At 67.7% G+C, this 21,652-nt stretch carries 21 protein-coding genes, 1 tRNA gene and 1 pseudogene; 6 read left to right on the top strand and 17 right to left on the bottom strand.

From position 1 onward, the window contains the following. Positions 1-19 precede the first annotated feature (19 nt). Complete coding sequence (locus MICSW_RS01530) at positions 20-1,576, top strand: PucR family transcriptional regulator (RefSeq protein ID WP_347424575.1); 1,557 nt, start codon at positions 20-22, stop codon at positions 1,574-1,576. A 14-nt stretch (positions 1,577-1,590) separates the two neighbouring features. Here MICSW_RS01530 and MICSW_RS01525 read toward each other — a convergent pair whose 3' ends face one another. The 4 genes and pseudogenes from MICSW_RS01525 to MICSW_RS01510 form a co-directional block, all read right to left on the bottom strand. Continuing rightward, positions 1,591-3,111, bottom strand: coding sequence for a CoA-acylating methylmalonate-semialdehyde dehydrogenase (locus MICSW_RS01525; protein ID WP_292726872.1), 1,521 nt, complete (start codon positions 3,109-3,111; stop codon positions 1,591-1,593). 107 nt (positions 3,112-3,218) lie between these two features. Further along, positions 3,219-3,635 (bottom strand): annotated as a pseudogene (locus MICSW_RS01520) (TSUP family transporter); the annotation flags it as partial. Positions 3,636-3,665: 30 nt separating this feature from the next. Continuing rightward, positions 3,666-3,965 (bottom strand): SDR family NAD(P)-dependent oxidoreductase, encoded by a 300-nt coding sequence (locus MICSW_RS01515; protein WP_292726873.1) that lies wholly within the window; start codon positions 3,963-3,965, stop codon positions 3,666-3,668. A gap of 68 nt (positions 3,966-4,033) precedes the next feature. Further along, positions 4,034-4,124, bottom strand: a tRNA-Ser gene (locus tag MICSW_RS01510). 156 nt (positions 4,125-4,280) lie between these two features. Between MICSW_RS01510 and MICSW_RS01505 the strand changes: the two genes are divergently transcribed. The 4 genes from MICSW_RS01505 (at position 4,281) to MICSW_RS01490 (ending at position 8,767) form a co-directional block, all read left to right on the top strand. Further along, entirely contained in the window at positions 4,281-5,651 is a 1,371-nt protein-coding gene (locus MICSW_RS01505; protein ID WP_464496564.1) for an amidohydrolase, read from the top strand. Between the two features lie 48 nt (positions 5,652-5,699). Then, the gene (locus MICSW_RS01500; protein ID WP_228177457.1) at positions 5,700-6,224 is read left to right on the top strand and encodes a ferritin; all 525 of its coding nucleotides are present in this window, start codon (positions 5,700-5,702) and stop codon (positions 6,222-6,224) included. Positions 6,225-6,406: 182 nt separating this feature from the next. Beyond that, a complete protein-coding gene (locus MICSW_RS01495; protein ID WP_464498460.1) occupies positions 6,407-7,792 on the top strand; it encodes an MFS transporter in 1,386 nt (461 codons plus the stop codon). Positions 7,793-7,816: 24 nt separating this feature from the next. Beyond that, complete coding sequence (locus MICSW_RS01490) at positions 7,817-8,767, top strand: L-lactate dehydrogenase (protein ID WP_464496563.1); 951 nt, start codon at positions 7,817-7,819, stop codon at positions 8,765-8,767. Positions 8,768-8,773: 6 nt separating this feature from the next. Here the strand turns inward: MICSW_RS01490 and MICSW_RS01485 are convergent, their stop codons facing one another. Beyond that, positions 8,774-9,175: an HsmA family protein gene (locus tag MICSW_RS01485; protein WP_347424768.1), complete on the bottom strand. Its 402-nt coding sequence runs from the start codon at positions 9,173-9,175 to the stop codon at positions 8,774-8,776. A 214-nt stretch (positions 9,176-9,389) separates the two neighbouring features. Here MICSW_RS01485 and radA point away from each other — a divergent pair, with 214 nt between their 5' ends. Continuing rightward, positions 9,390-10,778 carry a DNA repair protein RadA gene (gene radA / locus MICSW_RS01480; protein WP_292726877.1) on the top strand — a complete coding sequence of 463 codons (1,389 nt, stop codon included), beginning with the start codon at positions 9,390-9,392 and terminating at the stop codon, positions 10,776-10,778. Between the two features lie 12 nt (positions 10,779-10,790). On the opposite strand, the gene MICSW_RS01475 is transcribed toward radA, so the two are convergent. The 12 genes from MICSW_RS01475 to mftB all read right to left on the bottom strand — a co-directional run bounded on the left by MICSW_RS01475 (position 10,791) and on the right by mftB (position 21,651). Continuing rightward, positions 10,791-11,204 carry a dehydrogenase gene (locus MICSW_RS01475; protein ID WP_347424770.1) on the bottom strand — a complete coding sequence of 138 codons (414 nt, stop codon included), beginning with the start codon at positions 11,202-11,204 and terminating at the stop codon, positions 10,791-10,793. Between the two features lie 25 nt (positions 11,205-11,229). Beyond that, on the bottom strand, positions 11,230-12,654 hold the full coding sequence (mftF, locus tag MICSW_RS01470; protein WP_347424771.1) for a mycofactocin biosynthesis glycosyltransferase MftF: 1,425 nt from the start codon (positions 12,652-12,654) through the stop codon (positions 11,230-11,232). Then, complete coding sequence (gene mftE, locus MICSW_RS01465; RefSeq protein WP_464496562.1) at positions 12,651-13,373, bottom strand: mycofactocin biosynthesis peptidyl-dipeptidase MftE; 723 nt, start codon at positions 13,371-13,373, stop codon at positions 12,651-12,653. The genes mftF and mftE overlap by 4 nt, the downstream gene beginning before the upstream one ends. Before the next feature lie 7 nt (positions 13,374-13,380). Continuing rightward, on the bottom strand, positions 13,381-14,640 hold the full coding sequence (gene mftD / locus MICSW_RS01460; RefSeq protein WP_464496561.1) for a pre-mycofactocin synthase MftD: 1,260 nt from the start codon (positions 14,638-14,640) through the stop codon (positions 13,381-13,383). A gap of 24 nt (positions 14,641-14,664) precedes the next feature. After that, the gene (locus tag MICSW_RS01455) at positions 14,665-15,573 is read right to left on the bottom strand and encodes a vWA domain-containing protein (RefSeq protein ID WP_292732481.1); all 909 of its coding nucleotides are present in this window, start codon (positions 15,571-15,573) and stop codon (positions 14,665-14,667) included. Between the two features lie 78 nt (positions 15,574-15,651). Beyond that, positions 15,652-16,590, bottom strand: coding sequence for an AAA family ATPase (locus MICSW_RS01450; RefSeq protein ID WP_292732479.1), 939 nt, complete (start codon positions 16,588-16,590; stop codon positions 15,652-15,654). 30 nt (positions 16,591-16,620) lie between these two features. Continuing rightward, positions 16,621-17,454, bottom strand: coding sequence for a mycofactocin-coupled SDR family oxidoreductase (locus tag MICSW_RS01445; protein ID WP_292732477.1), 834 nt, complete (start codon positions 17,452-17,454; stop codon positions 16,621-16,623). A 15-nt stretch (positions 17,455-17,469) separates the two neighbouring features. Continuing rightward, complete coding sequence (locus MICSW_RS01440) at positions 17,470-18,282, bottom strand: mycofactocin-coupled SDR family oxidoreductase (RefSeq protein ID WP_292732475.1); 813 nt, start codon at positions 18,280-18,282, stop codon at positions 17,470-17,472. Positions 18,283-18,348: 66 nt separating this feature from the next. Beyond that, complete coding sequence (locus MICSW_RS01435) at positions 18,349-19,209, bottom strand: mycofactocin-coupled SDR family oxidoreductase (RefSeq protein ID WP_292732473.1); 861 nt, start codon at positions 19,207-19,209, stop codon at positions 18,349-18,351. 16 nt (positions 19,210-19,225) lie between these two features. Beyond that, entirely contained in the window at positions 19,226-20,035 is an 810-nt protein-coding gene (locus MICSW_RS01430; RefSeq protein WP_292732471.1) for a mycofactocin-coupled SDR family oxidoreductase, read from the bottom strand. Positions 20,036-20,101: 66 nt separating this feature from the next. After that, entirely contained in the window at positions 20,102-21,388 is a 1,287-nt protein-coding gene (gene mftC, locus MICSW_RS01425; RefSeq protein WP_292732469.1) for a mycofactocin radical SAM maturase, read from the bottom strand. Then, the gene (gene mftB, locus MICSW_RS01420; protein WP_292732467.1) at positions 21,385-21,651 is read right to left on the bottom strand and encodes a mycofactocin biosynthesis chaperone MftB; all 267 of its coding nucleotides are present in this window, start codon (positions 21,649-21,651) and stop codon (positions 21,385-21,387) included. Before mftB ends, mftC begins: the two co-directional genes overlap by 4 nt. Position 21,652: the final 1 nt, after the last annotated feature.

The raw sequence follows: 21,652 nt of genomic DNA, 5'->3' as shown, positions 1-21,652 counted from the left end.
CAGCTCGCATAGTTCACAATTGTCGTACCGCACACTCTTCGATCGACAGATTGGCACGACGATTCCGACCACGCTGCGCTCCCTTCTGGCAGTTCGAGCGTTCGGCCTGCGCGCCGTGGGTGATCTCGATGCTGATCACCTCGACCGCGCCATTTCCTGGGTCCACAACTCGGACCTGCCCGACCCCACGCCGTGGCTCGAACCCGGGCAGCTCCTCCTGACCGACGGCGGGCAATTCACCGGACCGGGCTCGACCTCTCCCGAGGCTTACTGCTTCCGGCTCCAGCAGCGCGGAGTGGCGGGCTTGGGATTTGCGATTGACGTCATCCATGCGGCGGTGCCCGCCGAACTCGCGGCGGCCTGCGAGCGCCACGAGATCCCGCTCATCGAGGTGCCCGGCACGACGCCGTTCATCGGCATCATCCGACACGTCGCGGATGCCGAAGCCGCCGACCGGAGCGCGAGGCTGTCGTGGACGCTGGAGTCGCAGCGAGCACTGGCGAGGGCAGCTGTGCGCCAAGACGGGCTCCGGGCGATCCTGCGGACCCTCTCATCGCGGCTCGGCACGTGGGTCGCGCTCTTCGACGCCGCAGGAAGACCGCTCAGCCTCCCTGGAATCGCGGAGGTTCCGGCATCCGTGGACTCCGCGGTCCAAGAGCAGTCTCGGATGCTGCTTCGCAAGTCGAAGCCGGCGAGCGTTCGCATCACCGAGCCCCTCGCCGCGACGCTGCAGACGATTGGCCAAAGCGGGCGCCTGGGCGGCGTGCTCGCCGTCGGGGCTGACACCCCACTGGACTCCGCCCACAGCGATCTCGTCGAGTCGGTCATCGCCCTGGCAAGCATCGCGCTGGAGCAACAGCGCGCCGTCTCGGATGCGCGCCTGCGCGTGCGTACCGGAGTCATCGAGCTGCTCCTGGCTGGCCGCACTGACGAAGCTGCGCGCTCCGCGACGGCGCTGTGGGGACGGATGCCGGCACCGCCCCTTCTGGCCGGTCAGGTGATCGGTTTCACCGGTAGTCAGTCGCTTCTCGACGAGCTCGAGCTTGCCGCGACGGCCGAGCCGGGTGCACTGTTCTTCGCCGAACGCTCGGAGGATCTGCTGATCCTGGCCTCCCGCGAAGCACTCGTGGGAGTCGCAGACGTGCTGCGCAAGCATGACACCGCCGCAGGGTTCGCCGACCTTGACCGGTGGGCTGGCCTGAGCCGCGCGCTGGACGAGGCAGCTCACGCCGCCGAGCAGGCCCGTGCGCCTGGCGTCGTCGAGTTCTCAGCGATTGCCGACCGCGGCGTGATCGGCATGCTGCGAACCAGCGGCGGTCAACTCGTCGCCCGTCGCATGCTCGCACCGCTGGATCACCTGCCCGAGGATCACCGCGAGCGCCTCCTCGCAGCTGCGCGGGCCTGGTTCGCAGCCAACACCGCGTGGGATCCGGCCGCTCGCGCTCTCGACATCCACCGACACACGCTGCGCGCCCGCATCGACGAGCTCGGGGACGTGCTGAACCTGGACCTATCGAGCTTCAGCGGTCGCGCTCAGCTGTGGGCAGCGCTGGAACTCTCCCCAGCCGCCCGCTAAGGGCCGGACGCGCGTCAAGTGTTCTGCGGGAAGCCCAGGTTGATCCCGCCGTGGGTAGCCGGGTCGAGCCATCGCGCGGTGACCGCCTTCTCGCGCGTGAAGAAGTCGAACCCGTGAACGCCGTAAGCCTTGGCATCACCGAACAGCGACTTCTTCCATCCGCCGAACGAGTGGTACGCGACCGGCACGGGGATCGGCACGTTGATGCCGATCATGCCGACCTGGACTTCGCTCTGGAATCGCCGGGCGGCGCCACCGTCGTTCGTGAAGATGGCGGTCCCGTTTCCGAACTCGCCCGAGTTGATCAGCGCGACTCCCTCATCGAAGCTCTCGACCCGCACGATCGACAGGACGGGACCGAAGATCTCTTCCGTGTAGGCGCGGCTGGTGGTGGGAAGGCCATCGATGAGGGTCGGTCCGAAGAAGAACCCGTCCTCGTGACCGTCGACGACCAGCGAGCGGCCGTCAACGACGATCGTCGCGCCATCAGCCTCGGCGATGTCGACGTACCCAGCCACCTTCTGGCGGTGCTGGTCGCTGATGAGCGGCCCCATGTCGGGTTCGGCGTCTCCAGTCTGCGCTCCGTTGCCGACGGTGAGCTTCGCGATGCGATCCGAGATCTTCGCGATGAGCTCATCGGCGACCGGCTCTACCGCGAGGACCACGCTGATGGCCATGCACCGCTCGCCCGCGGCGCCGTAGCCGGCGTTGACAGCCTGGTCGGCGACGAGGTCGAGATCGGCATCCGGCAGTACGAGCATGTGGTTCTTGGCGCCACCCAGCGCTTGAACGCGCTTGCCGTTGCGGGCGGCGGTCTCGTAGATGTACTGCGCGATCGGCGTCGAGCCGACGAAGCTGATCGACTCGACCACCGGCGAGTTCAGGAGCCCGTCGACAGCGAGCTTGTCACCCTGCAGGACGGTGAACGCGCCATCGGGCAGGCCCGCTTCCTTCCACAACCCTGCGAGCCAGAGCGCGGCCGACGGATCCTTCTCGCTGGGCTTGAGGACGACGGCGTTGCCCGCTGCGATGGCGACGGGGGCGAACCACAGCGGGACCATCGCGGGGAAGTTGAAGGGGCTGATGATGCCGACGACGCCCAGCGGCTGCTTGAGGGAGTAGACGTCGATTCCGCTGGAAGCGTTCTCTGAGTAGGCGCCCTTGATCAGGTGCGGGAAGCCGGTGGCAAGTTCCACGACTTCCTGGCCGCGAAGGATTTCACCCATCGCGTCGGAGAGCACTTTGCCGTGCTCGGCGGTGATGATCGCCGCCAGCTCCGGCTTTCGCGCGTTGAGCAATTCACGGAAGGCGAAGAGCACGCCCTGCCGCTTGGCGACCGACCACGTCGACCATTCTTCGAAGCCACGTCGCGCTGATGCAATGGCAGCGTCAGTTTCCGTCTGGTCGGCCAGCGCGACGTTAGCCGCGACCACGCCGGTGGCGGGGTTGAAGACCGGTGCCGTGCGCCCGGATCTAGACGCCGTCGGTGCGCCGTCGATCCAGTGAGGGATGGTCGGGAGGTCGAGTTCTGCCATGTCGTCAGGTTAGGTCACCGGTCAGGACCGACCGATCGACAATCTGTCACGCGAGTTCGACGCGGATGCCACACCGGCACGGCATGTTCCCCGTCCATGACTATGCATCAGATGAGCAGGTATACGGCTCCGATGATCGTGAGGGCGATCACCAGGTACTCGAACACGCGTTGGCTGATGGCGGATGCGATCTGGCGGCCCACGAGCGCACCGAGGACGACCGCGGGCACGAGGATCAGATCGATCAGCAGGCCTTGCGGTGTGATGAGCCCGAGGCCGATCGAGAACGGAACCTTCGCGACATTCACGGCCGCAAAGAACCACGCCGCAGTGCCGAGAAACACGTGAACCGGAAGCCGAGCGGCGAGGAAGTACATCGACATCACGGGCCCAGCGGCGTTGGCGACCATCGTCGTGAATCCGCCCATCACCCCGTAGAAACCCGCCGCCACCGTGCCCGGAACCGCGTCGGCATCCGCGCGGGATCTACGCCGCCAGAGCGTGAACGCGATAACCACCAGCAGGGCGTCTCGCCGACACCGTCCACCTGATCCTCACATCGTGCTGACGGTCACGCCCTTCGTCTCCGGCGCGGAGTCAGCGGGAGCCCCGCCTTCGACGCCGGCCATCGACTCAATGTTGATGATCCGCCCATAGCGCTGTCGACGCATCACGGGGACCGCAGCTAGACACATGAGGTATGTCCCGCGAAGGTTGATGGCAACGACCCGGTCGAATGTCGACACCGGCACCTCTTCGATGTCTGCCCGATCATCGCCCTGCGGCGCTGCCGCGTTGTTCACCAGCACGTCGAGGCGGCCGTATCTGTCGACGGTCTCGGGCGCGCCCGTCACCGTGCCGATTGGCGAATGGCGAAGGCCCCGATTCCCGCGTGATTCTGCGGATATCGAGGCCTTGCGCATGGCGGTGACGGTGGGATTTGAACCCACGGTAGGGGGTTACCCTACACAACTTTTCGAGAGTTGCACCTTCGGCCGCTCGGACACGTCACCGTCGTCCAGCTTACGACACGCCGCGGCCCCGCAGAAATCCTGGTCGCGGCGGCATCCGGCACGCGGTACACCCCGTCGAAACCGCGCCGACATGAACCGGCGATAGCGTCGCGGGCAGCGAGCGTCGCCATCGGTTGCGGCGCCAGAACGGAAGCCATGAGCGTGCACCTCCTCACCGCCGACATCCTCGTCCCGATGGATGCCTCTCGCAGCGTCCTCACAGATGCGGGCGTGGCGATTGACGGCGACGCCATCGTCAGCGTCGGGGTTCGCGAGAAACTGCTGCAGCTGCATCCGGATGCCGCGCACACGCACCTCGCCGACCGGGTGCTGATGCCGGGCCTGATCAACGGCCACCACCATTCAGGTCTCTTGCGCGGCACCGCCGAGCACCTGCCGGTGTACGAGTGGCTGCGCGTGCACATCGATCCGATGCACCGGGTGCTTGAGCCGGCCGACGCCGCGGCTGCCGCGTGGCTTTGCTACGCCGAGGGTCTGCTTTCGGGCACGACGACGGTCGTGGACATGTGGCGGTACATGGATCGAGCTGCGAGCGCCGCGGTCGAACTCGGGAATCGGCTCGTCACCGTGAACTATGTCGGCGAGCACCCGGATTTCGACTACTTCGACACCCTCGACGACAACGAGCGGATGCTGCGCGATTGGACGGGCGCCGGCGGTGGGCGCATCACGCCCTGGGTCGGGCTGGAGCATCCGTTCTACGCCGACGACGCCGGCCGCGCCCGCGCCGTCGCGATGGCCCGCGACTATGGAGCCGGCCTCTACACCCACTGCAGCGAGTCCGAGTTGGATGTGCGGATCTTCGCCGAGCGCACCGGCCTGCGACCGATGCATGCCCTCGAGCGCATGGGCTTCTTCGACACGCCCCGCGCCATGATCGCTCACGCCGTCTGGCTGGACGCCGACGAGATCGAGCTGGTCGCTGAGCGCGGAGTCGGCGTCTCCCACAACCCCGTCAGCAACATGAAGCTCGCCAGCGGCATCGCGCCGATCGCCGAGATGCTCGAGGCCGGGGTGAACGTCGCCATCGGCACCGATGGCGAGAAAGAGAACAACAACCTCGACATGTTCGAGGAGATGAAAGTCGCCTCCCTGCTCGGCAAACTGCGAAAGATGGATGCCGCAGCCATGGACTCGTGGCAGGTCCTCGAAATGGCCACGATCGGCGGAGCGCGAGCCATCGGTCAGGGTGATCGGCTCGGGTCCCTCGAACCCGGCAAGCAGGCCGACCTGATCGCGGTGCGGACCGATACGCCCCGGATGACTCCCCTGTTGCCGGCCGGATCGCACGCCAACATCCACCACAACCTCGTGCACGCCGTCCGCGGCAGCGACGTCGATCGGGTGGTCGTCGCCGGTCGCACGGTCGTCGCCGACGGCATCCTCACCACCGCCGATCTGGGCGAACTCATCGCGAAGGTCCGCGGGCGCGTCCCCGCACTGTTCGAGCGTCGCGCGGCGTACCTCGCTTCGGTCGGCGACCCCGCCGGACTGTTCTCGCAGTAGCGCACTCTGCCAGGATGGGAGGGAGTTACGCGACCCGATCGGAGTGTCATGACCACGTTCGACCAGCTGCTGTCCGAGCAGATCGGCCACGAGTTCGCCGCCAGCCAGCAGTACATCGCCATCGCCGTTTGGTACGACGACCACGACCTGCCGCAGCTCGCGCGCCACTTCTACCGCCAGTCCGTCGAAGAGCGCAACCACGCGATGATGCTCATCCAGTACCGCCTCGACCGCGACATGGGCGTGACCATCCCCGGCGTTCCGGCTGTGCGCACCGACTTCGCCGACCACGCCGAGCCGATCCGCCTGGCACTCGAGCAGGAGAAGCGCGTTTCGTCACAGATCGAGGCGCTCTTCGCCGCGGCCCGCGCCGAGAGCGACGGACTGGGAGAGCAGGCGATGCTGTGGTTCCTGAAGGAACAGGTTGAGGAGGTCGCGTCGATGACGACCCTCCTGAACATCGCCGAGCGCACGACCAACCTCTTCGACATTGAGAACTTCGTCGCTCGCGACATGCCGAACGGCGACTCGACCGAAGCCGACGCCCCGCCCGCTGCCGGCGGCGCGCTCTAGCCCGACCTTCCATCCGCCGAACCCACACCTTCGGCCTTGAGCCGACAGGATTCGGCCGCGGAAAAGTGTGGGTTCGACGCGCGAGGTGTGGGCTCGGCGAGCGCGGGCTGATCGGATCGCGGGCCGATCTGAGCGACCCCACCGCCGCGCAAAGCGCGTAGCGTGACGGTGTGGCATCTCGCATGAGTCGATCGCAGCGACTCATCCTCACGATCGCGATCCTGGCGTCGTTCGTCGCGTTCCTCGACGGCACGCTCATCAACGTCGCCCTTCCCGCGATCGAGACCGAGCTCGGCGGCGGGCTCACGACCCAGCAGTGGGTGGTGGACGCCTACCTCATCACCCTCGGATCACTCATCCTGCTCGCCGGTTCGATCTCGGATGCCTTCGGCAGGCTGCTCGTGCTGCGCATCGGCCTCTACGGATTCGCCGCGGCATCCGTCGTGATCGCGATCGCGCCAGACCCCGTCATCCTGATCATCGCCCGCGCCGTGCAGGGTGCGGCGGGCGCGTTCCTCGTTCCCAGCTCGCTGGCGCTCATCACCTCGCGCTTCGACGGCGCGATGCGCGGCCGGGCGATCGGCATCTGGACGGCCATGACCACCGGCGCCATGATCGTCGGGCCCCTCATCGGCGGCGTCTTCGTCGACTACCTGTCGTGGCGGTTCGCGTTCGTCATCAACGTCGTCCCGATCGGCATCACCCTGTGGCTCCTCCACACCCTCGGCGAGCGCGACGAGCGCCGCCCCGACGCTCGCATCGACTGGATCGGCGCCGCCCTGTGCACCTTCGGACTCGGCGGGGCGGTCTTCGCGCTGATCGAACAACCGAACCTCGGATGGGGATCGCCCGTGATCTGGGGGACGTTCGCGGCCGGCATCCTTCTGTTCGCGCTCTTCCTCTGGCGTCAGCGGTCGGCAACGGCGCCGATGCTGCCGCTTGACCTCTTCCGCATCCGCAACTTCTGGACCGGGAACATCGCGACCCTGTTCGTGTACGCAGCGCTCTCGCTCAACGGCTTCGTCGTCACGGTCTACCTGCAGCAGGAGGCTGGGTTCTCGGCGACTCTCGCGGGGCTTGCGAGCCTGCCGACCACCGTCATGATGGTGCTGCTGAGTGCATCGATGGGGTCCCTGTCCGACCGCTTCGGGCCGCGGATCTTCATGACCGTCGGACCGCTCGTGATGGCCGGCGGATCGCTGCTGCTTCTCACGGTCACCGACCCCGTCAACTACTGGCTCCAACTCCTTCCGGGGCTCATCCTCTTCGGACTTGGGCTTGCCATCACGGTCTCGCCCCTCACCGCGGCGATCCTCGGCGCGGTGGATCCGGCCCGCTCCGGCATCGCCTCCGCCGTGAACAACGCCATCGCGCGCATCGCCGGGCTTCTCATCATCGCGACGCTCGCGACGATCGTCGCCGGCAGCCTCGATCTTGACGGATTCCGCCGCGCCGCGATCGTCACCGCCGGACTCATGGTGGCTGGCGGGATCGTGTCGTTCCTCGGCATCCGGAACTCCGACGTCGCACCAGTCGAGAAGCGGGCGGAGCCGGCTACCGGCGCGTAACACCGACCTGTAAGACTGTCCCTCATGAGTGTGATCGAGAACTCGAAAGTCACCGTCGTCGGCGCCGGCAGCGTCGGATCCAGCGCCGCCTACGCCGCCCTCATCCGCGGCTCAGCCCGCCATGTCGCCCTCTACGACATCAATACCGCGAAGGTGGATGCCGAGGTTCTCGATCTCGCTCACGGCACCCTGTTCACCGGCACGAGCGACATCACCGGCGGCAGCGACATCTCGGTAGCCGCGGGTTCGCACGTCGTCGTGATCACCGCCGGCGCGAAGCAGAACCCGGGGCAGAGCCGCATCGAGCTTGCGGGCGTGAATGCCGGCATCCTGCGAAAGATGCTGCCTCAGCTGCTGGAAGTCGCCCCCGACGCGGTCTACGTGATCGTGACCAACCCGTGCGATGTGCTGACGGTGCTCGCACAGGAGGACACCGGGCTTCCCCCGGAGCGGCTGTTCGCGTCGGGAACCGTCCTCGACACGTCCCGCCTACGTTGGAAACTCGCGCATCGAGCGGGGGTTGCCACCTCGAGCGTGCACGCCTACATCATCGGTGAACACGGCGACACGGAGTTCGCTCTGTGGTCCCATGCGAGCATCGGCACGGTCCCGCTCCTCGAGTGGGAGTCGGATGGCCACCCCCGAATGACGGTTGATGAGCTGGACGCCATCACGGTGGATGTGCGCGACTCCGCGTATAAGGTCATCCAGGGCAAGGGCGCGACCAACTATGCGATCGGACTCTCGTCAGCGCGCATCATCGAGGCCATCCTGCGTGACGAGAACGCCGTCTTGCCCGTCAGCACGGTGCTGCAGGACTTCCACGGCATCGACGGGGTGGCGCTCTCGGTGCCCTCGATTGTCAATTCCCGGGGCGCGTTCCCGATCCGCCAGACGCCGTTCTCGCCGAACGAGCTCGCGCTGCTGCGCCGGTCGGCCGACGCCCTGCGCGAGGTAGCCTCTTCGCTGCGCTGATCCGGATCAGCTCCCGCCGCCGCCCATCGCCGCGGCAGCACCTGCGATGTAGGGGATCAGCCAGATCGCCCAGACCACGATGCTGAAGCGATGGAACACCGCCTTCTCGTGTTCACGATTGCGGATGAGCACGATGACCGCCCACAGCAAGTGGATGGCCATGAGGATGATGGCAGCCAGACCCGTCCAGCTCATGAGCGTGTCGAGCGGACTCGCCGCAACGCCCGCGGCCCGGCGGTCGCCGGCGATCTGCGACATGAGGAGTGTGCCCGTGGTGTCTGCCGCGAGTCCGAGTGCGAAGAACGCCGCGTGCCACCAGCGCAGCGTGCGCTGGATGCGCTCCGCCCACACGCCGATGGAGTAGAAGACGAGCGCGAGGGTGATGATGACGATGGCTGCGATGAGCATGTGCAGACTCTAGCAATGCTTCAGCAGAACTGAAGGGATAGCTGCGTCGGCATCCGTAACCGATGCCTCGCGCGCGTGGCGAACTCCTCAAGACTGCCGTCTTCGGGGCTCCGCGACCGCCGTCCGAGCCCCGCCACCGCCGGATTTGAGGAGTTAGCCACAGGGCAGGGCGTGCCCGGGCGGTGGTGTCGGATGCCGCGACTAGCCTGATCGCATGGCCAAGCGTCCGACGACCACCGCCCCGTTCCGGTGCACCGAGTGCGGGTGGACGACGGCCAAGTGGGTCGGACGGTGCGGCGAATGCCAGCAGTGGGGCACCGTCGTCGAAGCCGCCGAACAGACCGGGATCGTTCGGGCACTCGCCCCCGCGACGCCGAGCGCAGAGCGTGCAGCTCAGCCGATCACGCAGGTGTCGGCATCCGATGCTCCCCGCCGCACGACCGGCATCGGCGAGTTCGACCGCGTCCTCGGCGGTGGGCTCGTACCCGGCGCCGCGATCCTGCTTTCCGGCGAGCCGGGCGTCGGCAAGTCCACGCTGTTGCTGGATGTCGCGGCACACTCCGCGGCATCCGGTCACCGTGTGCTCTACGCGAGCGCGGAGGAGTCGGTCGCGCAGGTCAGGCTGCGGGCGTCACGCACGGGGGCCCTGCACGACGAGCTGTATCTCGCGAGCGAGACCGACCTGGCCACGATCCTCGGCAACGTCGATGAGGTGCAGCCAAGCCTCCTGATCGTCGACTCGGTGCAGACTGTCTCGTCGGCGATGCACGAAGGCGCGGCGGGCCACCCGTCGCAGGTGCGAGAGGTCGCGTCGACCCTCATTCGCGTGGCGAAGGACCGAGGCCTGCCCGTCATCATCGTCGGACACGTCACGAAGGACGGCTCGATCGCCGGGCCCCGCATCCTGGAGCACCTGGTCGACGTCGTCTGCCACTTCGAGGGTGACCGGCAGAGTTCGCTGCGCTTCGTCCGCGCGCTCAAGAATCGGTTCGGGCCCACCGATGAGGTCGGCTGCTTCGATATGACAGGCGACGGCATCCAGGAGGTCGCCGATCCCAGCGCCCTCTTCCTCGGACATGGAGACCCGGTCGCGGGCACATGCGTCACGATTGCGATGGAGGGGCGCCGGGCGCTCCCCGTCGAAGTCCAGGCTCTGACGATCAAGACCTCAGCGCCCAACCCGCGCCGCATTGTCAACGGCGTCGAGGCGTCACGGGTGGCGATGGTCCTGGCCGTGCTCGAACGCCGCGCTGGCGTTGTCGTCAGTGACCATGACGTGTACGTCTCAACGGTCGGTGGGGTGCGCCTGGTCGAGCCCGCGGCAGACCTCGCGATCGCGGTGGCCGTGGCCAACGCCGTCAGCGAGACAGCTCTTGCCAAGGGAACGGCGGCCATTGGCGAGCTGAGTCTGGCAGGTGAGGTCCGGCCGGTGATGCAGGCCGCACAGCGGCGCGCCGAGGCAGAACGGCTCGGCTATCGGACGGTGGTCGACGCCGGATCGAAGAACCTCCGCGGGGCACTCGGCGACCTCAGTCTCCACGCCGTGCGACCGGGGCGACGCCGAGAATCGAGCAGCAGGCCCGACGACGAGCCGGGCTTCTAGCAGCCCGCGGCGTCAGTCCTCGACACGGACCTCGAGCGCTGCCAGCACGTCGACGGGGCTCGCCTGCATCGGATGCGGGCCTGCGAGGTCGAAGAAGACCGTCGTGATCTCGTCGCGGTGCACCTCGAGGAACGTCATGAGGCTGGCCGGCGGCATCAGCGCGACCGCTGGCGGAAGCGTCGCGGGCTTGTTCGTGGCATCGCTGAACAGCAGCAGAGCGACCTGACCGGTGTTCGGGTCGCGGAACGTCCACACCTCCCCGACATCCAGCGGATTGTCGCGCTGACCTGGCTTCATGAGCGGCACGATCGTCGGACCGTGCCTCAGCGCGAACGCGACAGCAGCCATGTCCTGCGTCTGGAGCGCGTCAGCGAGCTGCGCGTTGCGAAACTCCACCGGCGGCTTTCCTCGCTTCTTCCCGGCCATCCCTCCAGCGTAGTTCGCGGACGCCTCAGCGTTCCCTCGCTTTCGCCGAGCGCGAGCGGTCGGTCCGGACGATCGCGGGCAGCAGTGCACGGAAGGAGCGAGCGCGCAGGCTCGACCACCACACCCCGGCACCGTAGGAGAGATCGTCGAGGCGCCGCGCGACTCCGAATCGCACCGGGTCCAGACCCGGCCGCAGCCGCGCGTACTCCCAGGCGGCATCCGCGACCGCTGCCAGCACGGTCGCGCGACGGATACGCCGCGACACCAGGGAGCCGACGATAGCGAGCGGCCACCAGTGCCGCACGAACAGGGCGATGCCCTGGGCGGTCGCGGCGAGCAGCCCATCGCGGACAAGACGCAGCGACTCACGCCACGGATGACGCAGATGCGGGAGCTTCCCAGCGATCCGGACGACGACCACGCCGACGGTGACGGCGATCACCGGCGCAGACCACCGCCGCTGCGAGACCGCGGCAACGAGGACGAGAACGCTCCAGGGAGCGAGCACGACCGGCGCGACGTTGCGTGGATGACGAGCCGCAAGCGGCTGCGCACCGGTGCCGTAGAAGAATTTCCGGGCCAGCCAGGTACTCGGCGCGGTGCGATGCTCGTGCTGCGCCACCGCCGCGGGTTCGAAGCGCGCTCGAGAGCCGGACTCGACCAGTCGCCAGACGAAGTCGACATCCTCACCGGCACGCAGCGCCGGGTCGAAACCGTCGCCCAGCCGATCCGCACGGACGATGACGCAGGTCGTGGGCACCCACGAGACACGGGTGAACGGCTTGACCGGTGCGGTCTCGGCGCCGAGGTCCAGCGACGACCGCGCATCCTCGTACCGACTGATCCACGTCGAACCCGAATCTCTCACACCCGTGATGCGCGGCGCAGCAAGCGCAAGCTGCGGATCGGCGAAGTGTCGAAGAAGGAGGGGGAGGCAGTCCGGCTCGAGGACGACATCCGTGTCGATGAAAGCGATGAACTCGGTGCGCGCCGCCGCAGCCCCAGTGTTGCGCGCGGCAGCGGGGCCGAGGTTGGTCGCGTGCACGAGCAGCCGCGCGTCGGCGGCGGCCACGGTCGCCGCGACAGCAGCGGGGTCGTCGGAGCCATCGTCGACGACGATGACCTCGGCGAGACCCTGGGGAAGGCTCACAAGGAGGCGCGCGAGCAGGCGCGCCCGGTCTTTCGTGGGGATCACCACCGACAGTCGCGAGAGCTCGACCGGCGGCAGACGCGTCACGATCGGATCGGCCAGGCCGTTCTCCAGCAGGTACTCCGCCAGGGAGCGCGATGCCGCGTCGGCGACCACCACGACGCCATCGGCGACGAGGGCACGGGCAGCCGGAGCCAGGCGCGCGACACGCGCAGGCGCACCCCCGACCAGCACCGCCCCGTCGTCGATGACCCGGGTGTGGCGGCCGATCCGGACCGCGAAGCCGTCAGGCAGGGTCATTGCTGCTCCGCCTGCGCCCGCTGCCACGCGCGGTCGCACATCTGAGCCAGCAGGTCCGCACCCTCGCGCGCGCTCGCTCCCGTCGGGTCTCCCAGCACACCGCTGGGCGAGACCCCCGCAACTCCCCGTTCCCGCAGTGCCGGCAGGATCTCCGTCAGAGGGCGGTCCTCCCCCTTCGCCGCTCGCTCGAGGCGCACCGCCGCGGCATCCAGATGCAACATGACGGATGTCTCGGTTCTGCCCGCGTGCGCGTCAGACCCCGGCACCCCGCAGGGAATCCAGGTCACGTCGCGGCCCTCGCCGCGCAGGAGCGTCACGGCGCTCGTGACCGCGTCGAGGTTGCCGCCGTGCCCGTTCACGAACACGAGGCGGTCGGACCATTCGCTGACGGACCGGCCGATCTCGACGATCACCTGGCGCAAGGCATCCGTACCGATCGAGATCGTCCCCGCGAACCCGGCGTGCTCGCCACTGGCTCCGAAGGACACCACGGGGGCGACGCTCGCGTCGCGGCCGGTGGCACGCCACCGTCGCACCAGGTCCTCGCTGACCGCTACCGCGATGCGGGCATCCACATCCAGCGGAAGGTGCGGGCCGTGCTGCTCGGTCGATCCGAGGGGAACAACCAGGATGCCGCCCGCCTCCTGCCACGTCCGGGACGTCAGCCGGGCGGCACCACCGGTCGAGACAACCGGCTCGGCGGAGCGGGGGGAATCCATCCTGCCATCATGCCGTCGTCGCCGAGGATCCGCCCTTGCTCGAGGCTGCCGGGCGCCTGCGGGGACGTGGCGCGGCTACGGGAGCGCCGAGCGTGCGCGTGAACTCCGGCGGAATCCACAGATCTGCCGGCGAGAGCTCGGAGATCGAGGAGTGCCCGAGACCGAGCACCGCGGAGTCGAGCCCCATCCGCATCAGGTCCAGGACGTTCTCCACGCCGGTCTGACCGTTGGCGGCGAGCCCCCACAGGTATGCGCGACCGATCATCACGGCACGAGCACCGAGCGCGAGCGCCTTGGCGACGTCCCCACCGCGACGGATGCCACCGTCCAGGAGTACCTCAAGCTGTGAGCCCACCGCGTTGGCGATCGGCTCAAGGCACCGGATCGTAGCCGGTGTCGTGTCGAGGTTGTTCCCGCCGTGATTGGAGACCGAGATCGCATCGGCACCGATGTCGACGGCGCGCTTTGCGTCGTCGATCCGGGTGATCCCCTTCAGGAGGAAAGGCCCGCCCCACTCCTTGCGTAGCCACTCCACGTCTTCCCAGGAGGGCGGCGGGGTCTGCATCCATTCGTAGTAGGCCCCGAAGAACGTCGGCGCCGCCCCATCGGGCGGTTGCAGGTTGGGCGCGGTGAGGTCGGGAAGGCCGCTGCGCAGGAAGTCGAGCGTCCAGCCGGGCCGGCGCACGGCCTCGGGGGCCATCGCGATCATCGCCTTCAGATCCAGCTTCTCGGGGATCGACGGGCTGCCCCAGTCCCGCCCGATCGAGAAGGACCAGTCCAGGGTCGCGATGAGGGCTTTCGCGCCGGCAGCGCGAGCCCGATCCATGCGCTGGACCATCTGCTCCTTCGACCCCGTCCAGTACAGCTGGTAGAACGTGTTCGGGTTGGCCTCGACAACCTGCTCGACGGGCTTGCTCGCGAACGAGCTCAGGCCCATGATCGTCCCGCGCGCCGCCGCAGCACGAGCCACGGCGACCTCACCCTCCGGATCGACCGCCTGCACACCCGTCGGCGAGATGAGCACCGGGAGCGAGATCGGGATGCCGAGCACGGTCGTCGACAGATCGCGCTGTGCCTGGTGGCCGGCCACATGCGGCGCGAACTCCAGCTCAGCGAACGCGTCGGTGTTGTCCCTGGGCGTCGCGCCGCGCTCCGATCCGGCGACGAGCGCCGCGTACACCGACGGCGGGAGCCGCCTCTTCGCCCGGCGCTGTGCCTCCAGTACCGTCTCGAACCACGGATTCTGCCGCCATGGCCACCAACTCATCTGTCCTCCTCTTTCTCTCGCGGGTCAACGGCCCGCGAAGATCTCGCTCACGGCCGGCGCGACGTCCCGGTATCCGTGTATCACGCGGCACAGGCCGCGCCCTTTGGCCGCGAGTTCGCGGCCCAGGTCTATGTCCTTCTCCCCGGTCGCGTCCAGGAGCACGTCCAGGCGCGGCAGACGCGCGGCCAGCGGCCGCGGGTCGGGGCCCGCGTTGTGCACGCAGTCCGAGAGCAGCAGCACACGCGCGTCCCGCGCCGGCACCCGGGCGAGCTGCTGCTGTGCGAGCTCCAGGGGGAAGGCGACGTTCGTGAGGCCCTGCGCCCGAATGCGCAGGATCTCGTCGAGCAGGTTCATCGGTGTGACGGTGTCTCCCAGTCGCAGCAGGATCGCCGCATCCGACCAGAACGCGATGACCGCGAGCGCGTCGGTGACGAGCTCCGAAGAGACCGCCCCCACCGTCGCCGCCGCCGTCGTGATGCGTTCGCCCCGCATCGACCCCGAGACATCGACCAGCAGTACGACCGATCTGGTGGTGCGCATCCGCTCCCGCACGACGATGTCGTCGTCCTCGGGAACCGGATGCTCCGCGAGCACCTCGATCGTGCGATCCAGGTCGATCTCGTCCGAGCCGCCCCGGTATGGCAGGCTCACGAGATCGCCGATGCCGCGTCGCCTGGTCGCATCCTGACGCGCCGGGCGCAGGGACAGTCGAGAGGCGATCTGCCGAGCGAGGGCGCGCACCGCCGGATCGACCGCCGTCGCCTCGGGCGCAGCCGAGACCAGCTCGGCAGTCTCGTCGGTCTGACCCGGCGCCGTCGCGCCGCGCGCCGAGCCCGCAGTGCGCCGCGCACCGCCTGAGGAACGAAGGACCATTCCCGCACCGGATCCCGTGGCGTCGAACACCGTCGGCTTCTCGTCGAGCTGCTTCGGCACCCGCCGCAACGGGGCGCCTTTCACGGTGGAGGTGCGACGCCGCCCGCTCTCGAGCGGCGTGTCGGCGGCGACATCCCTTCATCCCGGCGCCGCCTTGTGCGGCTCCAGGACGAAGCGGTCCTCCCAGATCTCGCGCAGGACGGCCTCCGCCGTCGTCTCTGCGGCCTCGTCGAGGTGGATGCGTCCCGACAGCGCCACGATCATGGCGTCGTAGAACAGTTCGGGATACCCCTGCCCGTAGGGATCTTCGACCCCGCGCAGCTCCGCGAGGCGGCCGGCGACGAGGACCGTGTCGATCGCCCCGCGCACGCTCGAGCCCTGGCGGACGTCGGGGTGCGTCCGGGTGGCGCGCGTGACGGCGACGGCGTCGCCGATCATCCGCTCGCCCAGAGCCCCCGAGGCCCCGGAGCGCAGCGCCACGATGCGTTCCTCGTCCGCCGTCGACTGATAGTCGACGGCGAGGCGGTTGAGGCGGTCGTGCACGCTCGTGGACAGCCGTGTCGTACCGACGTTGTCGTACGGGTTCATCGAGGCGATCACCCGGAACGTCGGCTGCGCCTCGATCCTCCCGACCCGCGGCACCGTGATGGAGCGGTCGGCCATCGCCGTCAGCAGCGTGTTGAGCGTGTCCTCTGGCGCGCGGTTGAACTCCTCGATGTACAGGAAGCCGCCCTGCTGCATGGCCTCCAGGAGCGGGCCGGGCACGAAGTTCTCGGGCGAGTAGTCCTCGCGCAGGACCCGCGCGGGGTTGTGGTGACCCACGAGCTTTGCCGGGGTCAGGTCGGCGTTGCCTTCGACGAACAGCAGCGGGATGCCCCATTCCTCGGTGATCGCGCGCAGGATCGTGGTCTTGCTCGTGCCGGGAGGACCCTCGAGCACGATGTCGCGACCGGCGGCGACGGCCGCGAGCGTGAGCTCCAGCTCCCGCTCGCGGCCGACCAGACGCCCGGCGATGCGCGCACGGTTCTCACGGAGTGTTTCCGCGTCCTCCGGCGCGGACAGCGCGTGCATCGTCATGCCATCACGTCCTTCCCGCTCCTTCACGCGTCATTTCACCGCGGCGCCGGCGTCGACGGGAAGCGCCACTCCGGTGATGTAGCGCGCCTCGTCGGATGCGAGAAACAGCAGCGCGTTGGAGATGTCCACCGCTTCCACCCAGGGGATCGGCAGGGCGTTCATCTGCACCGCCGCATCGGCGAAGTCCTGCTTTCCCGGGTTCTCGAGGTCCGGACGGAACAGCCGGTAGATCGCATCGTTCTGCACCATGTCGGTGTCGACCGTGGTCGGACAGATCGCGTTGACACGGATCATGTCGCGGGCGAGCTCGAGCGCGAGCGTGCGCATGAGTCCGATGACGCCGTGCTTGGCCGAGACGTAGTGCGAGATGTTCTCGTACGCGAACAGACCGGCATCCGAGCTGGTGATGATGACCGAGCCGCCTCGTCCCCCCGCCCGCAGGTGGGGGATCGAGGCGCGGATCGACCGCCACACCCCGGAGAGGTTGATGTCGAGCATGTCCGTCCACTCGTCGTCGGGGATGTCCTCCGACCTGTTCGGACGGCCCGAGATCCCCGCGTTCGCCGAGACGATGTCCAGTCGTCCCAACTGCGCGACGCCATCGTCGATGGCCTTCTGGACCTGCGCCATGTCGCGCACGTCCGCCTTCGTCGCGACGATGCGGCGGTCGAGCGCCTCGACCTGGCGCACCGTCTCGGCCAGGTCCTCTTCCGTTGCCGGGTCGTACGGAACCGCGTTGATCGGCTCGCACACGTCGATGGCGATGATGTCGGCGCCCTCCTGTGCGAGACGCACGGCGTGAGAGCGGCCCTGTCCGCGAGCTGCTCCGGTGATGAAGGCGACCTTGCCCTCTACCCTTCCCATGATCTGCTCCCTTCGTCAGCGCTTGTTGAGGAACCCGGCGTCCACGGGCAGCGTGACCCCGGTGACGTAGCGTCCGGCATCCGAGACGAGGAACAGGATCGCGTTGGACAGGTCGACCGCTTCGATCATCGGAACCGGAAGCGCGTTGGCCATCGCGTTGCTCAGCTGCGGGTCGCTCTGCAAGAACTCCTGCATCGCGTCGTTGACCACCATCGGGGTGTTCACACCGGTCGGGTGGATCGTGTTGACCCGGATGCTGTGCTGAGCCAGCTGGTTCGCATATGAGCGCATGAGCCCCACGACGCCGTGCTTGGCAGCGGTGTAGCCGAGCCCGCCGGGCGCGCTGCCCCCGATGCCGGCGAGCCCGGCCGTCGAGCTGGTCAGCACGATCGCCCCGCCGCCCCGGGCGATGAGCGCGTCTTTTGCGACCTCGACCGTGTTGTAGACGCCGGTCAGGTTCACGTCGATGACGTCGTACCACTCCTGGGGGGACGGATGCATCGACATCGGCGCGATGCCGGCGTTGGCGAGCACGATGTCAACGCCGCCGAGAAGGGCGACTCCGTCGTCGAACGCCGCCTGCAGCGCCGCACGGTCGCGCACGTCGGCCTGCACGGCGTGGATGCGTCGGTCGAGCGCCTCGACCTGCGAGACGGTCTCGGCAAGCTCCTCCGGCGTGGCCAGCGGATAGGGGACCGAGTCGATCTGCGCGGCGATGTCGACCGCGATGATGTCTGCGCCTTCTTGGGCCAGACGGACGGCGTGCGAGCGTCCCTGCCCGCGCGCGGCTCCAGTGATGAAGGCGACTTTGCCTTCGAGGACTCCCATGTTTGCTCCTTCGACTGATCGTGTGATGTTCGATTGTTCGTCGGTATTCGGTTGTGACGGGATCGGTTACTTGACGGGGGTGGCGTTGACGCCGGGAATGAGGAGGTGGCCTGCATCGACGGGCACCGTGATGCCGGTGACCGACGAGGCCAGGTCGGAGTTGAGCCAGAGCGCTGCGTCGGCGATCCGTTGCGGGTCGAGGAAGCCGTGGCCTTTGAGCGCATGGAAGTGGTAGCCGGCTTCCAGCATGTCGGCCTCGGTCCCCTCCCCGGGCGGCTTGCCGCTCATCATGTCCCACGCGCCTTGCCAACTCGTCATGGGCGTGAGGATGGCGCCCGGGTGTACCGAGTTCACTCGGATCCCGTGCGGCGCATACTCAAGCGCGAGAGTCTTCATGATTCCGACAACGCCGAACTTCGCCGCGCAGTAGTGCACGTAATTGGCGCCCGGCTCGAGGCCGTTGATCGATGACGTCATGACGATGGAGCCCCCGCCCTGCTCCATCATCTGGGGCAGCACAGCCTTTGCCGACTTCCAGACTCCGGTGAGGTTCACGGCGATCATGTCGTCCCATGCTTCGTCGGTGAGTTCGTGCGCGGGAGCCAGCGAGAAGATCCCGGCATTGGCGATCAGGATGTCGATCTTGCCGAGCGCCGCGATCCCCTCCGAGACCGCACGATCGAGGTCTGCCTGCCTGCGGACATCCCCGACTACCGGAACGATGCGCCGATCGAGGGCCTCCACCTGCCGAACGGTCTCGTCGATGTCGGCCTGCTGAGCCATCGGATAGGCGACACTGGCGATCTGATCCAGCGTGTCGATGATGATCACGTCTGCGCCCTCCCGAGCGCAGGTGATGGCGTGGGCGCGGCCTTGACCCCGCGACCCTCCGGTGATGAGGGCAACCTTGCCCTCGAGCATTCCCATAAGAGGTTCCTTCTTCTCAGTACTCGGTGTTTCCCGCGTCAACGGTCATCGACAGAGCCGTGACATAGCGCGCCTCATCGCTGGCGAGGAACAGCACGGCGTTGGACTGGTCGCGTGGCTCCGTTGCCTGGATCGGCAGCATGTTGGCCAGCATCCCTCCCAGCACGGGGTTCTTCTCCAAGAGCGGCGGAAACGCCCCACCCATCTCACCCATCGGCGTTTCCACACCCGTGGGGTGGAGGGTGTTGACACGGATGTTGTGTATAGCGAGCTCAGCTGCGAAGGCCTTGCCCATACCCGTGACACCGAACTTCGAGGCCACATAGGGCATCAAGAATGGCAAGCCCTTCAGTCCCGCCGCGGAACTGGTCAGAATGATCGATCCGCCCCCGGCGGCGATGACGTGAGGCGCGGCCAGCTGGACGGTGTTGAACACGCCGGTCAGATTGATCGACACGACGTCGTCCCAGATCTGAGGCGTGACCTCGTCCCATGAGGCAATGATGCAGATCCCTGCATTGGCGACGACGATGTCGAGCTTGCCCAAGGCCGCGACGCCGTCGTCGATCGCTTTCTTGAATGCTTCGCGGTCCCGCACGTCAACCTTTGTGGCGATGATGCGACGGTCGAGCGCCTCGACCTGACGAACGGTTTCCGCCAGATCCTCCTCGGTCGCGTGGGAGTACTGCAGGTTCGGCACGGGTCCGCAGATGTCGACCGCGATGATGTCCGCTCCCTCCTCGGCCAGCCGCAACGCGTGGCTTCGGCCCTGACCGCGGGCGGCTCCGGTGATGAGGGCGACTTTGCCTTCGACTCTTCCAGCCATGATTTACCTTTCATTTGGGCGCGCAAAGCCGCCGCGACCGCGGCGCGGTCGTCGAGGACGGTGGCTTCACGAGGAGTGGGAGTGAATGCCTCCCAGGATGTCGACACCCTCCTGGGCGTCGGTCGAGATGGGGGTGAACCCGGCAAGCGGGCTCTCAGCGCAGGCACTCACGGGCGGCGCATCGATCTGATCGCGGCGGCGGATCGTCACGCGCACGGGACGCGGTCTCGGCGGCGAGGTGCGATGCGAGTGGTCTTGAGAGGGCTGGGGCAGTGAACCATTCTTGTTCTTCAGCGCTTCCTCGCCGAAACCTCGGACGCACTCGGGGTCAGGGCCGTCCAGGGGAAGCCCGGTAAAGAACTTCGCCGCCATGCATCCGCCCTTGCACGAGTCGAAGAACTGGCACGACGAGCACGCACCACCTGACTGCGGTTCCCGCAGTCGGGTGAACAACTCTGACTGCCGCCATACGGATGCGAATCCTGCGTCGCGGACATTCCCAGCCAGGAACTCATCGTGGATGGCGAAGGGGCACGCGTAGACATCTCCGATCGGATCGATCAGGCATACGACGCGACCGGCTCCGCAGAGGTTCAGGCCCGGAAGGGACGATCCGTATGCCGAGAGGTGGAAGAAGGAGTCGCCGGTGAGGACCTGGTCGCCGTGGCGCACGAGCCAGTCGTACAGTTCCCGCTGCTGCTCCCGCATCGGGTGCAGCTCGTCCCAGACGTCCGCCCCACGACCGGACGGCCGAAGACGCGTGAGCCGCAGTTGGGCGCCGTATCGGTCGGCGATGGCCTTGAACTCGTCGAGTTGACCGATGTTCGTCCGCGTACACACCACCGAGAGCTTGAATCCGCGCATCCCGGCATCCGCGAGGTTCTGCATCGCGCGCATCGCCGTCTCGTACGACCGCGGACCCCGGATGGCGTCATTGACCTCCGCTGTCGCACCGTCGAGCGAGATCTGCACGTCAACGTAGTCGTTGGCAGCGAGCCGCGCCGCGATCTCGGGGGTGATCTTCACGCCGTTCGTCGAGAACTTCACCCCGACGTGGTGCGCCGTCGCGTAGTCGACGAGTTCCCAGAAGTCGCTGCGGACCGTCGGCTCACCGCCGCCGATGTTGACGTAGAAGACCTGCATCCGTTCGAGTTCGTCGATGACGGCGCGGCACTCCTCGGTCGTGAGTTCGCGCGGGTCCCGGCGGCCCGAACTTGACAGGCAGTGCACGCACGAGAGATTGCAGGCGTAGGTGAGCTCCCAGGTCAGGCAGATGGGTGCGTCAAGTCCTCGCTCGAAGTGATCGACCAGTCGAAGCGGGGCGGCCGGAGGGGCATCGGATACGAGCGTCATGTCGTCCTCTGTTCGATCATCGCCGAGCCGGCGAGAGTCTCGAGCGCACCGAAGTACCGCTCGCGGTCACGGGGATCGACGCCGGCGGCGTCGCATGCCTCATCGAGACTGTCGACTCGATCGAGGCTCTCGACGATCGCGAGCAGCGTCCGGTCCTTCAGGAACGAGAGCTTGCGGGTGCCGAAGTGGTACAGCAGCGCCCCGAAAGGCTCGGGGCGCACCGACACCTGGGGACTGAGTCGCCAGGGCGTGTCGCGATTCATG

The sequence above is a fragment of the Microbacterium sp. SW12 genome (genome assembly GCF_055391095.1).
The sequence above is the reverse complement of the archived record's forward strand: the minus strand, read 5'-3'. Positions and strand labels throughout refer to the sequence as shown.

Bases quoted from the DNA above. Each gene is read 5' to 3' on its own strand.
- MICSW_RS01525 (WP_292726872.1), bottom strand. From the start codon at position 3,111: ATGGCAGAACTCGACCTCCCGACCATCCCTCACTGGATCGACGGCGCA.
- MICSW_RS01505 (WP_464496564.1), top strand. From the start codon at position 4,281: ATGAGCGTGCACCTCCTCACCGCCGACATCCTCGTCCCGATGGATGCC.
- MICSW_RS01500 (WP_228177457.1), top strand. From the start codon at position 5,700: ATGACCACGTTCGACCAGCTGCTGTCCGAGCAGATCGGCCACGAGTTC.
- MICSW_RS01495 (WP_464498460.1), top strand. From the start codon at position 6,407: ATGAGTCGATCGCAGCGACTCATCCTCACGATCGCGATCCTGGCGTCG.
- MICSW_RS01490 (WP_464496563.1), top strand. From the start codon at position 7,817: ATGAGTGTGATCGAGAACTCGAAAGTCACCGTCGTCGGCGCCGGCAGC.
- MICSW_RS01485 (WP_347424768.1), bottom strand. From the start codon at position 9,175: ATGCTCATCGCAGCCATCGTCATCATCACCCTCGCGCTCGTCTTCTAC.
- radA (WP_292726877.1), top strand. From the start codon at position 9,390: ATGGCCAAGCGTCCGACGACCACCGCCCCGTTCCGGTGCACCGAGTGC.
- MICSW_RS01475 (WP_347424770.1), bottom strand. From the start codon at position 11,204: ATGGCCGGGAAGAAGCGAGGAAAGCCGCCGGTGGAGTTTCGCAACGCG.
- mftF (WP_347424771.1), bottom strand. From the start codon at position 12,654: ATGACCCTGCCTGACGGCTTCGCGGTCCGGATCGGCCGCCACACCCGG.
- mftE (WP_464496562.1), bottom strand. From the start codon at position 13,373: ATGGATTCCCCCCGCTCCGCCGAGCCGGTTGTCTCGACCGGTGGTGCC.
- mftD (WP_464496561.1), bottom strand. From the start codon at position 14,640: ATGAGTTGGTGGCCATGGCGGCAGAATCCGTGGTTCGAGACGGTACTG.
- MICSW_RS01450 (WP_292732479.1), bottom strand. From the start codon at position 16,590: ATGACGATGCACGCGCTGTCCGCGCCGGAGGACGCGGAAACACTCCGT.
- MICSW_RS01445 (WP_292732477.1), bottom strand. From the start codon at position 17,454: ATGGGAAGGGTAGAGGGCAAGGTCGCCTTCATCACCGGAGCAGCTCGC.
- MICSW_RS01440 (WP_292732475.1), bottom strand. From the start codon at position 18,282: ATGGGAGTCCTCGAAGGCAAAGTCGCCTTCATCACTGGAGCCGCGCGC.
- MICSW_RS01435 (WP_292732473.1), bottom strand. From the start codon at position 19,209: ATGGGAATGCTCGAGGGCAAGGTTGCCCTCATCACCGGAGGGTCGCGG.
- MICSW_RS01430 (WP_292732471.1), bottom strand. From the start codon at position 20,035: ATGGCTGGAAGAGTCGAAGGCAAAGTCGCCCTCATCACCGGAGCCGCC.
- mftC (WP_292732469.1), bottom strand. From the start codon at position 21,388: ATGACGCTCGTATCCGATGCCCCTCCGGCCGCCCCGCTTCGACTGGTC.
- mftB (WP_292732467.1), bottom strand. From the start codon at position 21,651: ATGAATCGCGACACGCCCTGGCGACTCAGTCCCCAGGTGTCGGTGCGC.